The 16,614-nt window shown below is 58.9% G+C and carries 8 protein-coding genes; 7 read left to right on the forward strand and 1 reads right to left on the reverse strand.

From position 1 onward, the window contains the following. Positions 1-32: 32 nt before the first annotated feature. Positions 33-1,391: an ATP-binding protein gene (locus JS530_RS10075; protein ID WP_214377033.1), complete on the reverse strand. Its 1,359-nt coding sequence runs from the start codon at positions 1,389-1,391 to the stop codon at positions 33-35. Positions 1,392-1,549: 158 nt separating this feature from the next. Here JS530_RS10075 and JS530_RS10080 point away from each other — a divergent pair, with 158 nt between their 5' ends. The 7 genes from JS530_RS10080 (at position 1,550) to JS530_RS10110 (ending at position 16,598) form a co-directional block, all read left to right on the forward strand. Then, on the forward strand, positions 1,550-2,767 hold the full coding sequence (locus JS530_RS10080) for an acyltransferase domain-containing protein (RefSeq protein WP_214377034.1): 1,218 nt from the start codon (positions 1,550-1,552) through the stop codon (positions 2,765-2,767). A gap of 265 nt (positions 2,768-3,032) precedes the next feature. Further along, complete coding sequence (locus tag JS530_RS10085) at positions 3,033-6,026, forward strand: cation-translocating P-type ATPase (RefSeq protein WP_214377035.1); 2,994 nt, start codon at positions 3,033-3,035, stop codon at positions 6,024-6,026. Between the two features lie 456 nt (positions 6,027-6,482). Beyond that, a complete protein-coding gene (locus JS530_RS10090; protein ID WP_214377036.1) occupies positions 6,483-12,287 on the forward strand; it encodes a hypothetical protein in 5,805 nt (1,934 codons plus the stop codon). Positions 12,288-12,299: 12 nt separating this feature from the next. Beyond that, the gene (locus JS530_RS10095) at positions 12,300-13,949 is read left to right on the forward strand and encodes a hypothetical protein (protein WP_214377037.1); all 1,650 of its coding nucleotides are present in this window, start codon (positions 12,300-12,302) and stop codon (positions 13,947-13,949) included. Between the two features lie 15 nt (positions 13,950-13,964). Next, entirely contained in the window at positions 13,965-14,213 is a 249-nt protein-coding gene (locus JS530_RS10100) for a F0F1 ATP synthase subunit C (protein WP_214377038.1), read from the forward strand. Positions 14,214-14,297: 84 nt separating this feature from the next. Further along, a complete protein-coding gene (locus JS530_RS10105; protein ID WP_214377039.1) occupies positions 14,298-15,119 on the forward strand; it encodes a hypothetical protein in 822 nt (273 codons plus the stop codon). 18 nt (positions 15,120-15,137) lie between these two features. Further along, the gene (locus tag JS530_RS10110; RefSeq protein WP_214377040.1) at positions 15,138-16,598 is read left to right on the forward strand and encodes a F0F1 ATP synthase subunit alpha; all 1,461 of its coding nucleotides are present in this window, start codon (positions 15,138-15,140) and stop codon (positions 16,596-16,598) included. The last annotated feature ends 16 nt before the right edge of the window (positions 16,599-16,614 follow it).

Consider the following 16,614-nt stretch of genomic DNA (forward strand, 5'->3'; position numbering starts at 1 on the left):
GTAGCAAGTAAGCAACAAATACGTATAGGTACTTATAGGCAATGCGCCATGTAAAGCGGAAGATAAAACCGATCTCCCTCGACTCTCATTGGACGAGGATGCAGCACATATTGCGTACCCACACGACTGTCGAATTTCTTTTTGAACTTGTCCAACGAAATCGTCTTGTATCGTTTTGTGGATTTGACCTCAACTGGGCACACGCGGGCTTTCATCGCGGCATTCGAATATTCGCCCACCAGCAGGAAATCGATTTCCATACGATCTTCTGCTTGACGGGAATAACGGGAATAGAAAAACAGGCGATGGCCTGAAGCGCGTAGCTGCTGAGCGACCACGTTCTCAACCAGCATGCCCTCGTTCACTTCCAACTTGCCGAACAGAACATCTCGGTAGAGTTCATTGGATGTGTATGCGCGGTCGGCAAACACTTGCGTCACTAGTAAGCCAGTGTCTCCCATATAGCATTTCATCGTGGAATCCTCTTGATGCAGGCGCAACCCCACGTGCGGATCTGTAGCATTCATGCATCGATTCACCAGAAATGATTCATCCAGCCAGAAGAATGCATCGCCGTATTCCCGATTACGTGCATTCTCGCCCATAGAAGCTAACGTGAATTTCTTCTCATGTTTGGAGAGCTGCCCGGGAATCTCATCGAAGATGCGTTTGACCTGTTCTTTGGAATCTCCGCCATATTTCTCGATGTCCTGTGCATAGAGGCGTAATATTTGGCGTTTGACTTGGTCAACTTTGCCCATATCCGAGGTTTCGATGTATCGTTTTACCGCCTGCGGCATGCCGCCTACCAGCATATATTCGCGGAACAGCCGTTCGGCTTTATTGTCCAATAACGCGGATAGCGGTTTTTGACTGTTAAACGCTTGGCGTATGGCGTCGGCAAGTAATTCCTCCCCTTTGGCCCATAGAAATTCCTCGAAGTCCATGGGATACATGCTGACGGATTCTTCTTCGGAAGGAATCAGAATATTGTCGACATTTTTCTTGATGGAGATCAGGGAGCCGGTTTCCATGAAGTCATATCTGCCGTCTGCCACGAGCTGTTTGACCGCGCTGCGTGCAAATGGGAACAGCTGCACTTCGTCGAAAATGAACAAGGTGTCTCGTTCATATAAGCGAACGCCGTAATACACCGAAAGATCCATGAACAATGCGTTTAGGTCGTCCAGGTTGTTGGCAAAGGAATCGCGTACTGCCTTCGGAGCCTTCTGCCAATCGATGAGAATGTATGATCGGTACTCCTGCTTGGCGAACTCTTCGGCGATAGTGCTTTTGCCCACGCGTCGAGCACCTTCGATCATCAGTGCGGTAGTGCCAGCGCTTTCAGACTTCCATTCCTTTAAGGATTCGTAGATTTTTCTTTTAAACATTGTGCGCTCTATTTCCCTGTAATCTCAATGATTGTGTGATTATCGTATCACGATTCCTAAGATGTAAATAAGCTTAACGTACACGATTCCTAAGTTAAAAAAATCTGCTTTTTACACGTTTCCTAGCAAATGCGTATGGATGGTGGCGGTGTGGAGAAGTGTGTGCTTTCCGCGCGCTTTTCTTATTGAGAATCGTTCTGCGGTATCTTATGTGCGAAAGAGAACTTCTTAGGAAAGCGCGGCAAAACGCAGCAATGGACACAGCTGAAATGAACACTTTCGATGACTACGCGCCGTACTCCCGCTATTACGGCATGGAACGGGACATGGTCGGGCCGGCGGCCGAGTTGCTGCGGTGGATGCGGCAGGATGTGACCTGCGTGGCGATGCTTGAGAGGATTTGCAGTCTGACGGTTGCCGACCGGAATGTGCCTGCTGCGGTCGCGGTGCATGAACGGTTGCGCGCATATGTCACCACGTTCTACCCCATGCAGCCGGAGGGCAACGATCTCGCACTCGCCGCCGTGATGATGCATTGCCTGCCTGCTGCGGTAAGCCAGCTCGAATCGCTTGGCGTTCCAAACAACGTGATTGAAGCCACTCTGCGGGACTTCGCTATCTGGGCTCGCGTGCATCAAGAAAGAACCGGTCGCCCCGGCATTGATGAGACGGCTTGGAATCTGTTGTCGCTGACCGGCAACATTCTGCGCATCGGCCGGCTGCAGTATGAGCTGACTACGTTCTTGGAGCCGTATTACGTTTATCGGTGTTCAAACGATGGCCGAATCGTCATATTCGCGGCGCCCGATTTGCAAGTTCGGTTGGACGGCCACTGGCAAGGAGCCAACGGTTGGCATACGAAAACGGGCTTCGTGACTGCGCTCAAGGCTGATGAAAGCACACTCGTCGGCAATCCGGTGGATACGGACCGCGGAATAATCCAAGCCGAACCCATTACCATTCGCCGCGATGAATACGACTTGGTGTTGGCTCCCGGCATGCCTGTAACCAGCGTGCACATTCCTGAAGATGGGCCATTGTCTCCAGACGCAGTGGATGCCTCGTTTGCCAAAGCGACGCAACTGCTTGCACGACTGCACCGCCAAGCAATGCCGTGGTTCTGCGAAAGCTGGCTGCTGGATCCCTCGCTGGAACGCTTGAGCTCGCCGGAGAGCAATCTGTGCAATTTTATGCGACGATTCGTCAAATTCCCGGTTGCCTCTGCGCGCCCGATGATGATTGAACGCGTGTTCGGCTGGGGTGCCAACGACTGCCAGACGGCTGCTCTACCTGAGCGAACCAGCTTGCAACGCAACCTGAAACGGTTCCTCCTTGCCGGCAACGCCGTCTATGACGTCGGCGGATTGATGCTGTAACAACGCGAAAACTCGGCAAAACGCCATTACGCTGTGCGACGACCCGTCCGAGCGACTATGCAATAATGGCAAGGTATGCATCGGCAGCAGTTGCGTCGGTGCCCACAACCGCGCAGTTCTGCAAAACGGCGGCAGAGGGGAAGAACAACCTAACCTTGTCGCCCGCGCGCAGGCAGCATGGGGCAACGCTTGGTAGTCAAGTTTGGCTCTTTGCTGAGGCGATATGCAGGACTGACTACTCCGCGGCAATACCAAGGAGAACATTATGGTTGATCGCCTGAATGATCAATCCGCAACCGCGACCGCAACGAATGAGGTCGTGGAATCAGAGGAAGTCCGCGCTCAGGAGGCATTGCTCGGCGATACCGATCCGAGCTTGACGAGCGCTGAAGATGTAGCCAAAGCCCTGAACGTGGATCCAAGCCAGGGTTTAAGTAACGAGGAAGCCAAGCGCCGACTGGCCAAATTCGGCCCGAACGAGCTCGCCAGCGCCCCGCCCGTACCAAAGTGGAAGAAGTTCCTCGCCCAGTTCCAAGATCCGCTGGTCTACCTGCTGCTCGCGGCTACGGTGATCTCGGTCATCGCCTGGTTCATTGAAAAAGCCAATGCTGTGCCCGGTGCCGAAGGGGGAGAGGCGCTCCCGTTCGACGCGCTGGTGATTGTACTGATCCTGATTGTGAACGCGGTGCTCGGCTATATGCAGGAAGCCAAGGCTGAGGCCGCAGTCGAAGCGCTCGCGCAAATGACCGCGCCGCAAACCTCGGTATTACGCGACGGCAAGGTGCAGCGCATCAACACCACTGATGTGGTGCCCGGCGACATTATCGTCCTCGCTGAAGGTGATTCGGTATCCGCCGACGGCCGACTGGTCAACGCGGCCAGCCTGCGCATCGCCGAAGCCTCGCTGACTGGCGAATCGGTGCCGGTGGGCAAGAAGCCGGATACGCTCGCTGAAGCCAAGGCCTTGGGCGATCGCGCCAACATGATTTTCAACGGCACATCCGTGACTCAGGGCACCGGCCGCGCCATCGTGACCGGCACCGGCATGAACACGCAGGTCGGCAAGATTGCAGACATGCTCTCCGCCACCGAAGACGAGAAAACCCCGCTGCAGAAGGAAATGGACTATGTGTCCAAAATCCTCGGTATCGCCGTGTGCATTATCGCCGTGGTGGTGCTGGTGGCGCTCGCCGTGCTCGAAGGCTTCAACGATATCCATGATGTGATTGATTCGCTGCTGCTCGCCGTCTCCCTTGCTGTGGCCGCAGTGCCGGAAGGTTTGGCTGCGATTCTGACCGTGGTGCTGGCACTCGGTGTGCAGCGCATGGCCGCTCACAATGCGATTGTCAAAAAGCTGCACTCGGTGGAAACCTTGGGCTCCGCTTCGGTGATCTGCTCGGATAAAACCGGTACGCTGACCCGCAATGAAATGACTGTGGAGCGTGTGGTGACGCCGAGCGGCGAAGTGCAGATTACCGGCACCGGCTACGCGCCGGAAGGCCGCATGGTGATGACCGGCGGCGTCAATCCGGATTCCGAACAGGCCAAAACCGTGGCCGACGAAGTGGTGGCCACGCTGCTCGCCGGCACGTTGGCGAACGACGGCGAACTGCGTCAGGAAAGCGGCTCCGGCAAATGGGAGACCGTGGGCGACCCTACCGAAGTCTCGCTGATTGTGGCCGCCCGCAAGGTCAAGGCCGATCATAAGGCGCAGCGTTACACGCGCGTGGGTGAGATTCCGTTCACCTCCGAACGCAAGCGCATGTCCATCATTGCTAAGGATGACACCGACTCCGGCAAGCTCACCGTGTTCGCCAAGGGTGCGCCGGACGTGCTGCTGAGCTACTGCTCGCGCATCCGCGTGGGCGGCCAGGTCAGGAAGCTCACCGAAGGCGATCGTCAAACCATTCTCGCCACCGTGGAACGCCTCTCTTCCGAGGCCTACCGCACGCTCGGCGAGGCAACCCGACCGCTCGAAACCAGTGCGCTCGCGGACGTGCCCGGCGTCACTGTGAACGCGGCCGGCCAGGTGGCGGATATCGCCGATCAGGCCGAAGCCATCGAAACCGACATGATCTGGAACGGCATGGTAGGCATCATCGACCCGCCGCGCACCGAGGTGCGCGACTCGGTGGCCGAAGCGCATCGCGCCGGCATCCGCACGGTGATGATCACCGGCGACCACCCGCTCACCGCCGCCCGCATCGCCTCCGACCTTGGCATTATCGCCAAGGATGGTAAGGCGCTGACCGGCGACCAGCTTGACCAGCTCACCAGCGAAGCCGAACTCGACAAGGCCACCGCCGACGTATCCGTCTACGCTCGCGTGGCCCCCGAGCACAAGCTCAAGATCGTGGAATCCCTGCAGCGCCAAGGCAACATCGTGGCCATGACCGGCGACGGTGTGAACGATGCCCCGGCCGTCAAATCCGCGGACATCGGCGTGGCCATGGGCATCACCGGCACCGAGGTGACCAAGCAGAGCGCCAAGATGATTCTGGCGGACGACAACTTCTCCACCATCGTGGCCGCCGTGCGCGAAGGCCGCGTGATCTTCGACAACATCCGCAAGTTCCTGCGCTACCTGCTGAGCTCCAACGTGGGCGAGGTGTTCACCGTGTTCCTCGGCGTGGTGCTCGCCGGATTCCTCGGCATCCGCCAGCCGGAAACCGTGGGCGTCACCGTGCCGCTGCTCGCCACGCAGCTATTGTGGATCAACCTCCTCACCGATGCCGCGCCGGCGCTCGCCATGGGCGTGGATCCGCAAACCGAGGACGTGATGGGTCGCAAGCCGCGCAAGATCACCGATCGCGTGATCGACGCCTCGATGTGGGGCGACATCATCTACATCGGCATCATCATGGCCATCGTCACGTTGATCGGCATGGATATGCACTTGGCCGGCGGCCTGTTCACCGACCGTTCGGTGGCGGCGATTGGCCACGAGGCGCAGATGACCGAGGCGCGCACGATGGGCTTCACCATCCTGGTGTTCGCCCAGCTGTTCAACGCGCTGGCCTCCCGCTCCCACCTGCAGTCCGTGTTCGTGGGGCTCTTCTCCAACAAGTGGCTGTGGGGCGCGATCGGACTGTCGATTGTGCTGCAGCTCGTGGTGATCTATGTGCCGTTCCTCAATTCAGCCTTCGGCACAACGCCGCTGGGTCCGCTGGCATGGCTGGAATGCATCGGTTTGGCGGCGATTGTGCTCGTGGCATCCGAACTGCGCAAGATAGTGCTGCGTGCCATGGCCAAGCGCTGAAACGCTGTGATACTGCCGAATTCGGGCTGTTCACTCGGCTATCGCCGTCGAACAGCCCTCATCGGTGATAATCGCAGTGCACAGTCACAATGCACAATCGCAGCACGCAATGGTTGATTGACGCTCCGTCAAATATGTATCATGCGTGATACATCTCGATAAGCCCTCCCTGGTGGAGGGCTTATCTATATCTAAAAAACAGCGAAATAATGCCGATATGTTGCCCCCTTTCGTTACCCTTGAAAGTAACGCAGGCTTTGCCATGCCCTTTTTTGCACCCCACCGATACAGAAAGAATCGGGGGGGGGTGTTTTCGCTTTTCGACCATGCAAAGGCGAACGGTACGAACACCAACAACGAACAATAAGGGCGAGGCAAGGCACGGTTGCTGTTCGTTCTTGAACCGTGCGAATCGCAGCCGGTGGTAAGTGGTTGCAGAGAGAGGACAAGGTTCGCATGAAGAACCGCAAACTGATCATGATCGTGGTAACGGTCGTGCTCGCCCTCGTCGTTTCGCTGGGCTATGCGCTGTACTCCAGCCTCAACGCGAAAACGGCCTTCGCCCAGGATGGCTACATCCTTGGCCAGGTGAACGTAGAGGATTCCGGCAGCACAGGCTCGTCGAATACCACCACGGCCAGCAGCACCTCAGCCAATGAGGGCAACGCCGGCTACTACTTCTCCGCGGGAGACACCTATCAGGTGAAGTACCCGCAGAAGATTGTGTTCACCGATTCCTCCGGCGAGCGTGTGGTAACCGACACCACGAACTTCGTGCACTATCAGGACGAGTCCCTGAGCGCCTTCTCCAAGGGCGTCTTCCTGGACCTCGACAAGTTGAACGCCAAGCCGCTCAACTACTACAACATTCCCGCCAACGTCACGATGACCAAGCAGGGCAACAGCTACCAGCTGCAAACCGTGGATGGTCAGAAGCGTCTGACGAACTTCATCTGGAAGATCGAGGACAACAAGTACCTCGTGGCCTCCAATACGCTCAAGCTCCACCTGTCCAAGAGCAACACCAAGCAGGTGCAGGGCTATGTGGAAGTCAACTTCGTAGACAACAATGTGGTGCTGCTGAAGCACCAAACCGGCACGTACCAGACCATCGCATCCGATGCTTACGTTGAACTTGCCAATGGCGTCAAGATCAACCTCAAGGACAAGTCGATTCTGCAGAACGATGATCGCAAGCTCACGCTGTCGCAGATGATCATCAACAAGAACGACAACATCGATGTGCTGCCGGAAGACCAGCAGAAGACCGACGAGAACAAGAACGACAACAAGGACGAGAACAAGTCCGAGAGCAACGATCAGAACCAGAACGGCCAGAACAATGCCAGCGGCACCAACGGCACCACCACGGTGAACGGCGGTGTGAGCAACGGCAATGGCGGCGGCAACGGTTCGGATTCCAGCTCCTCCTCGAGCTCCAACGGCTCGAACAACAACGGCAGCAACTCCGGCGACAACAACACCAACAATGGCAACAACTCCGGTAACAACGGTGGCAACAACTCCGGTACCGACGAGCCGAGCGAACCGTCCACGGACGTGACCTTCCCGACCTTCGAAGTCACCGACTTCGCCTCCGACGTGAACTCCGTGAGCGCCAACATCCGCGTCTCCGACCCGGATGATGTGCTCGACAGCGCCACCACCGTCAAGGTGGTGAACACCAGCACCCAGAAGATCGTGTACTCCAACTCTTTCGATCAGGGCGTCTATGAGCTGGACTTCGCCACGCAGACCCTTGAGCCGGAAACCTCCTACACGCTGATCGCCAACGCCAGCTACAAGTACAAGGAACAGACCTACAACCGTGACTTCGTGTCCAAGGTGTTCACCACCGACGGCTTGGGCCTGACGTTCGAGAAGAACTATGTGACCGACGGCAAGATCAGCATCAAGACCCTGCTCAACCAGGATTCCAAGCTCACCACCGCCGATCTGGTGATCAACAAGCAGAACGCCACCGACGACACCAACGCGCAGACCAAGTCCATCGACCTGCAGGCCTCCATGGCCGACGGCGGCAGCACTGTGGACTTCGACGGTTTGGATTCCAACACCACGTACACCGTCAAGCTCACCAACGTGACCTACGACTCCTCGCCGATGACCGCGGACGATGAGCAGAACATCACCACGTTGAAGCAGTCCCCGCAGATTGGTGAAGCCAAGGCCGAGGCCAATGCGCAGAACGGTTCCTTCCGCCTGTACTTGGATAAGGGAAGCCTGACCTCCGCTGTGGTGGATCCGGATCACGGCATCACCAAGTACCGTTACGAGATCTACAACGCCGATCAGGTGGACGCCAACACCGGCGAAATCACCGGCGACCCGGTCAAGACCGTGGACGCTCCGGATGCCACCGGCGTGAACGTGACCGTGGATGACCAGACGCTGCAGCGTTCCGTGGCCTACGTGTTCCGCCTCGCCATGGACTTCGAAGACAATGAGAAGACCGTGGAAATCACTTCCGGCATCTCCAACACGGTATCCTTGGACACCAAGGAATACCCGTCCGTGGTGTTCACGCCAACCTCCTGCGACGCGAACTCCCCGGCCGGCTGCGAAGCCGGTATCCAGGCCGATAAGATCGAGGGCTCCATCAAGATCATCGACAAGGCCGGCACCATCAAGGAGAACCAGCCGCTGACCGTGTCCATCTCCGGCAACGACGGCTCCACGCCGATTACGCAGACGCTGACCTACACCAACAGCGAGGCCACCCTGCCGTTCCGCATCACCGGTCTGCAGGCCAACACCGTGTACACGGTGACCATCTCCGGCCAGGTGAAGCTCAGCGACGACGCCAACTATGTGACGCGCATCATCGGCAGCTTCACTGAGAAGACGCTGACCACCAAGAACATGACGGTGGATGTGACCGCCCTGAACAAGGACTTCAAGTCCGCATTCGACCTGCAGTTCCAGCTCGGCAAGGCCATCGACACGTCCAACCCGAACAACCAGGACGCTTCCGTGACCAACAACACGCACGAAGCCCAGATCCTGAACGACGTGCGCGTGAACATCTACCCGGCCGACCGTACCAACGGCACGCCGCTGGCCACGATGAGCCTGACCAACCAGAATGCGGTGACCGATGACGAACGTCAAAACTTCGACTATGCCACCGGCTCCACGATGAAGGCCGACTACTACGACAAGAGCATCATCATCACGCCGAAGTCATTCGGTTTGAACAACGCCGACTTCACCGCCGAAAGCTACTACACGATGGTGGTGGAACCGGGCACCGACTACACCTCCCATCAGAACGAGATTCAGATGGTGAACCCGGACGACCTGACCAACAGCAAGGCCGAGTTCAAGGTGTACCCGCACGGCTTCGTGCCGGATGCCCCGCGCGATACCAACAACGCCATCACCGTGACCCCGATTCGCAACGGCGATCTGCCGTCGAACCAGCAGAACGGCGACCTCAACTCCGGCACCATCGTGCGCTACGACGTTGACGCCAACGCCTCCTACCCGTCCACCGGCATGCGTTACGCCAAGCAGGTGATCTACAACGTGTACAAGGTGACCGGCGGCTACGACGGTTCCTCGGACGACTACTCCGCCTACCCGAACATCACCGCCGAGAAGGTGACCTCCAAGACGATGGATGTGAGCGACGGCAGCTCCCAGCTGCCCACCGCATCCTTCAACGTGGGCGCCAACCAGACGCTGAAGCGCGGCTACGTGTACTTCTTCACCTACACGGTGAAGCTCGACCTGCGCAACAGCGACGATGCGGCCTCCATCCCGGCCACCTACCCGACCGATGCGTCCAACGCCAACGCAGACACCGTGCTGCGCTCACTGATTGTTAAGTGCCCGAAGCAGAACCCGACCTTCCGCTCCTACCTGAAGAACACCACCGAGCAGGGCGGCAAGTACACGCTGGAATACCAGTACAAGTACAAGGATGTGGATAACGCCTACTCCGACGCGGAATTCAAGTCCTCGAACGGTACCGCGTCCGGCTTCGACGGTTCGCTCGACGCCAACACCATCGGCAGCTTCACCGTTACCGGTGCATCCGCCGGCGATGTGGCCGTGACCAAGTACGTCGCCCCATACGTGCAGCCATACGGCTTCGGCGCCTACAATGCCACGCTCACCCAGCACCAGATCACCGCGGATATCTCCAGCCAGGTCAAGCAGCTGCCGTACACCGTGGATACCGATTCCAGCCGCCTGTACGTGCGTCTGACCAACCTCACCGCCGATCAGGACAAGGTGCGTGAGCAGATCGCCGGCATGAAGATCACCATCACCGATACCGAAACCGGCAAGAAGCAGGTCTTCGATGACGTGCCAGTGACCAACACCGGCGCCGCCATCTCCCTGATGAGCATCAAGGAGATGCGTGGCCACAAGCTCAGCGTGAACGCCGAAGCCTACTTCGACGGCGCACTGGCCGGCACTGATCAGGCCGCGAACGGCAACCTCGTGATGGTGCAGTACTACAACCGCGCCTCCGGCGTGCTCTACGCCGACGGCACCGCCGTGGCATCCGGCTCGCTGCACACCATCAGCGCCCTGCCCGACGCGGACGCCATGTTCTCCGGCGTGCAGGAATTCTCCGGCAAGCAGCTCAACAACACCGACTCCGAGCCGGAAGGCACCTTCAAGGGCAAGGATGTGAGCTACAAGTTCGCCGTGGACACCCAGGGTATGAACGTGAGCACCTCCGGCTCCAACCCCGCTAACGATTCCTACTATGTGATTCGTGACGCGGCCTCCGCCTCCATCAAGAACGAGACCACCGGCGATATCAAGTTCGACTACATCTACCCGACCGTTTCCGGCGTGACCGTGACCCCGGGCGTGACCGACGGCAAGCTGACCCTCAACTATGACGGCGTGGACGCGTCCGCCATCCAGGGCAACAAGCTGTACATGCAGTTCACCGACGCCAACGGCAACCCGATCAACGGCGGCGAAACCTACGAAATCGCCTTGAACGGCGACAAGTACCAGGGTGCCATCGAATACGACCAGATTGGCTCGGCCGCCGGCCATGCCGCTCTGGAACCCGGTAAGGACTACTACTTCCGCCTGTACGTGCAGTTCGCCGACGATCCGGCCGGCCAGGTGCGCGAAGTGCTCGATGCTGACAACGGCAACACCGCACAGACCTACCACTTCACCACCGCGGCCCAGGTGACCTTCGGCAACACGAAGTACGTCTATGATTCCGCGAACTACGGTAGCAAGTCGATGAACTTCCAGTTCGACGCCGACATCGTCTCCGGCTACACGGTGGGCTACACGCTGACCGCACAGGACGGCACGGTGATCGACCTCGGCTCCAAGGCCACGATGAAGACCATCATCGAGAAGGGCAACAACCTGCGCCTTCCGGTCGGTCTGAAGGACAACGACGCGATTCCGGGCCGCGGCAAGCTGGTCTACGGCCAGAACTACACGCTGACCGCCACCGCCACCACGGCGGCCGGTGCCAACGTGGGTTCCTTCAGCGTGCCGTTCCTGCTGGAGAAGCTCGACGAGCCGTATGTCTCCCAGTTCTCCGTGGCTAAGAACACTTCGTTGGACTTCTCGGTGACCGTCTCCGATCCGGACTTCTCGATGGTTGACGAAAGCTACTCGATCGCCCTGTACGAAGGTACGGATGTGACCGACGCCTCCAAGCGCGTGGGCAATGTGATCAACGGCAAGCTTTCCGCCACCGACGCATCCGGCAAGCTGCAGGATTCCGCCATCGTGAACTTCACGCGCTCCAGCCTGAAGCCGGACACCACGTACACGCTGGCCTTCACCTCCAACGTGAACAGCACGTACGCGTCGGCCGACTCCGCCACCGCGTTCACCAAGACGTTCACCGCCCGCACGCTGAATGACTATGGCGTGGGCTTCGGTGACATCTACGGCAGCGTGGTTTCGGACGGCAACGCCAAGAAGATTCGACTCGACCTCTACTCCCTCGTGGGTTCCGACCAGATCAAGAGCGTGGATTACACGATCTTCCGCGCCGGTTCCGGTTCGGTGGCCACCGCGATGAACGAGCCCGTCACCTTCACCGATGGCGGCACGGTCTCCGGCGAGAAGGTGCAGCAGCTGATGCTCGGCACCGATGTGAGCAAGTTCGACCCCGGCAAGTACGAGGTCAAGGTGGTGTTCAAGAACGGCTCCGGCCAGATCGTGGGCACCCAGACCGTTTCCTTCCAATACAGCACTGGTTTGGCAAGCAGCATTCTCTCGCTGTTCAACCGCTAAGGAGCCAAGGCAATGAGAAGTATCAACCGCAAGAACAAGATCTCCTTCAATGTGTTCGGCGCACTCGTGGTGCTGGCACTGGTTCTGCTGGGCGTCTTCGGCTTCCATTCGGTGAGCCAGGCCGCCGAGCAGTACCATGTCTCGGCCGGCAGCGTGGTGTATGACGCTGGCATGAACCGCGTGGACATGGCCGATTCCGGCGTAGTCCAGAAGAAGTGGACCGGCAAGTACTACCTGAAGCTCAACAACGGCGGCACCTATGATCTGGGCGCATACAGCGTGATCTACGATGGCGGCTCCAACGCCCTCAACATCGTGGGCGACGCCCATCAGGTGTTCACCGACGGCAGCGTGAAGAACTTCACCGGCAAAACCGAGGTGACCGGCTCCAATCAGGTGAGCCTGTTCAAGCTCGCCGACCGCAGCTACCTGTTCAGCGCACCCACCATCACCGACACCGATCAGGCCTTCTCCACGAAGCGCTACGTGCAGGTGACGATGGATAAGTCCGGCAACGCGCTGCTCACCAACGATCAGGTGGACATGAAGACCGTCAAGCCGATGAAGCTGACCAGCGGCAAGGTGACGTTCGACATTCCGAACGAACGCCTAATCTACGGCGATCAGACCGTGGACTTGAAGCAGGTGCTCGGCAGCACCAACCAGTACAAGGAAAGCACTGCGGAAACCAAGACCGAAGACACCACCGACAACGGCAAGGCCGGCAGCTCGGTGAAGGATGAGTCGGCCAACGCCAATGGCCAAGCCGGTGCCAACGGCAGCGTGACCGTCAACGGCAACGGTGGCAATGGTGGTAACGGCGGCAACGCCTCCAGCTCCGCCAACGCCTCCAGCGGCAATGGCAACGACAACGCTTCCACCGATAATTCCGGCAACAACAACTCCGGTAACAATTCGGGCAACAACTCCGGTAACAATAACAACAACAATTCCGGCGATAACTCGGGCAACAATTCGGGTAACAACGTGCAGAACCTGGCTCGCGCGATTTCGTTGCGCGGCGTGGATCGCAACGTCTCCAGCCTGACCGCCCGCTACTACGTGCAGGATCCGGAAGACAAGTTCGTCAGCGTCTACCTGCTGGTCAAGCCGGTGGGTGCTTCCGATGATCAGGAGCAGCGCATTGGCCTCGATAAGGCCAACACCGATGTGACCGTCAACGGCCTGAAGCCGAACACGCAGTACCAGCTGACGCTCGGCTACCAGATGTACGCCACGGTTGACGGTGAATCCGTGCTGCAGGACAACGCGGCGGATGTGACCAAGGCGCGCACCAAGGCCATCACCTCCAGCGTGGAAGTCACCAAGATCAGCTCCACCAAGCTGTACTACCGCGTCAAACTCGATTCGAACTACACGCTCGACTCGGTGAAGGTGGGCCTGTACACCAGCGAAGACACCAGCAACACCATGCCGGCCGCCACGTATGCGGTGAACGTCACCAAGGCGCAGCAGTCCGGCGGCGTGACCGGTGTCATCAACCTGACCGACGTCTTTGGCACCAGCCAGCCCGACATCTACGTGCTCAAGCTGGAGCAGGCCAAGTTCAACGGTGATGATGTGGAGCTCAACGCCAAGTGCATCATCGAAAACACGTGGTGGAACAAGTTCACCTACAACCTGTTTAAGAATTTCAACTAAGGAGGATCACCCCACATGAATCAAGTATTGGGAGCCACTCTTATCGCTATCGGCCTGATGCTGGGCTTCGCATTCCTGGGCATCGGCATCGGTCTGGGTATTCTCGGCGCCAAGGTGGCCGAAGCCGTGGGCCGCAATCCGGAAACCAAGAGCGATGTGGTGCAGTCCGTAATGGTCGTCGCCGTGGTGGTGGTCGTGCTGTTGCTGCTGCTGTTCGCTTTCGTGTTCCTGCTGCTGTTCTTCAACCCGCTCGTCATCCAGTAATTCGGTTTCCGGACCATACCGGGTCCCTAGACCGGCCGTTAGCCGTACCATCCCGCACAGCGCGGGGAAGAAAGAAGAAGATCCATGCTGGCTATGCTCATCGCAGTGGTTGTAGTCATAGCCGTGCTTGCCGTTTTTCTGGTGTTCGTGATCATGCGCAGCTCGCAGCGCCTCGATGACAAGGTCAAAGAGGAATTCCTGCACTCGCTTCAGGTCTACGACACCCAGATTGACGCCAAGTCGGCTCGACTGGACGAGCTCGACGCCGCACTGGCCCAACGCAAGGCCGAACTGGCTCGCAGCGACGAGGAACGTGCCGAACACGCTCTGGTGGCCGCGGCTCCCGCAGCCGACCCCGAGGCCTCCGGCATGCGCGTGATCGAAAACCACGCCGACTATGTGGATCCCCGGTTCTTCCGCAACTACGCGCTGCTGCAAAGCCAATTCCGCGATCAGGCCCGTGATGCTATGGAACGCACGGTACGCGAGCTTGAATTGAACCAGGCTGATCCCAAGGTGCGCGAGTATCGCACGGTGGAAACGCTGCTCAACGCCGACACCACCTATCAGCTGATGACCTTGGACCCGGACGCCCGCGCCCAGGCAGTGCACGACATCGCCGGCCGCATCCCCGAGTTCAACCGAGTGCTGACCGACTGGAATCAGGCGCAGACCACAGCATCCGCCGGCTCCAATGCCGCGGGCGAAGCAGACGGTTTCAATGTGCCGGCCTTCGCCGCGTTCGTCAGCGACTACATTCACAGCAACGATGACCAGATCATCGTCGCCTCGCATACCGGCACCAAGCTGTGCGGCGGTCCCCGAGTGCGATTCATCAAGGACGAATCCATCGCCGAAGGGTTCCGCGTGCGCCAGGGCAGCCGCGTGTACGACTACAGCCTGTAAGGAGAGAAGAAGCAAGCCATGAACGATTACATGAACACCATCGTCAACGAGTCCATCGCACGCATCAAGCAGCGTGAGAACTCGTTCAACTCCGGCCGCGTGGCCAGCGTGCGCGACTACATTCTCGAGGTCACCGGACTGGAATCGGTGGGCTACTTCGAGGAAGTGCACGTGGGCGCCAAGGCCGTGGGCTATGTGAACCAGATCCGCGAGAACAGCGTGATCGTGGCCGTGGTCTCCCAAGGCTCACCCGTCTACGTGGGCGATGAAGTGACCGCCACCGGCCGCGAATTCATGGCCACCTTCGGCAAGGAAAGCAAGGGACACGTGGTCGACATGTTCGGCCGCGACCTGCTCAACGGCAAGCGCTTCGAACAGACCATGGCCGTGCGCATCGAGAACCCGACCACGCCGATCATGGATCGTACCGCTGTCAACCGTCCGATGCGCACCGGCATTACCGGCATCGACATGCTCTACCCGATTGGCCGCGGCCAGCGTCAGCTGATCATCGGCGATAAGAAAACCGGTAAGACCCAGCTGTGCTTGGATGCCATCGTGAACCAGAAGGGTCAGAAGACCCTGTGCATTTACATTGCGATTGGCCGCACCAAGAAGGGCGTGAAGGAAATCTACCGCGAGCTGGCTCGCCGCGGTGCCATGGACTACACGATCATCCTCGCCGCCAACAACGACGACAAGCCCACCGTGCTCTCCCTGACCCCGTACGTGGGTCTCGCCATCGCCGAACTGTACATGAAGCAGGGCCTCGATGTGCTCGTCGTCATCGACGATCTGAAGCGTCACGCCGACGTGTACCGTGAGATCGCACTGCGCGTGGGCAAGACCCCGGGCCGTGACGCCTACCCGGCCGACATCTTCTACACCCACTCCCGTCTGCTGGAGAAGGGCTGCCAGTACAAGAACGGCGGTTCCATCACCATCCTGCCGATCATCGAAACCCGCGGCGGCGATATTACCGACTACATCTCCACCAACGTGATCTCCATCACCGATGGCCAGATTGTGCTGAGCAAGAAGAACTTCGACAAGGGCCAGAAGCCGGCCATCGACTACGGTCTGTCCGTCTCCCGCCTGGGTGGCGCGGTGCAGGATCCGGCAGTCAAGAAGATCGGTGCCAAGGTGCGCCGCGAACTGCTGAGCTATCTGGAAACCCGCGAAATCTACGAGCTGGCCAACACCGATGAGATGAGCCCTGAGCTCAAGGCCAAGCTGCAGCGAGGCCAGCGCATGCTCGCAGCCCTGAACCAGTACAAGTTCTCGCCGATCCCGGCCGACCAGATGGTCGCCACCTTCACCGCGCTCGTGGCCCAGCCCGAACAACCCAAGCCGCAGCCGGTGCAGACCGAACAGCTGCAGGCTGACCCAGCGGTGCTGAAGCAGTCGGAGGAAGTGGCAATCCACGGCTTTGACGATGCCACGTTGCCTGCGGATTACCGCAAGCCGGCCGCGAAGTAACCGCTCGGAGCAACAA

The organism is Bifidobacterium colobi, from assembly GCF_018555455.1.
Lineage (GTDB): Bacteria > Actinomycetota > Actinomycetes > Actinomycetales > Bifidobacteriaceae > Bifidobacterium > Bifidobacterium colobi.

What these genes read in the sequence shown, in the direction of transcription:
- JS530_RS10075 (WP_214377033.1), bottom strand. Translation starts at nt 1,391, where the DNA reads ATGTTTAAAAGAAAAATCTACGAATCCTTAAAGGAATGGAAGTCTGAA.
- JS530_RS10085 (WP_214377035.1), top strand. Translation starts at nt 3,033, where the DNA reads ATGGTTGATCGCCTGAATGATCAATCCGCAACCGCGACCGCAACGAAT.
- JS530_RS10090 (WP_214377036.1), top strand. Translation starts at nt 6,483, where the DNA reads ATGAAGAACCGCAAACTGATCATGATCGTGGTAACGGTCGTGCTCGCC.
- JS530_RS10095 (WP_214377037.1), top strand. Translation starts at nt 12,300, where the DNA reads ATGAGAAGTATCAACCGCAAGAACAAGATCTCCTTCAATGTGTTCGGC.
- JS530_RS10100 (WP_214377038.1), top strand. Translation starts at nt 13,965, where the DNA reads ATGAATCAAGTATTGGGAGCCACTCTTATCGCTATCGGCCTGATGCTG.
- JS530_RS10105 (WP_214377039.1), top strand. Translation starts at nt 14,298, where the DNA reads ATGCTGGCTATGCTCATCGCAGTGGTTGTAGTCATAGCCGTGCTTGCC.
- JS530_RS10110 (WP_214377040.1), top strand. Translation starts at nt 15,138, where the DNA reads ATGAACGATTACATGAACACCATCGTCAACGAGTCCATCGCACGCATC.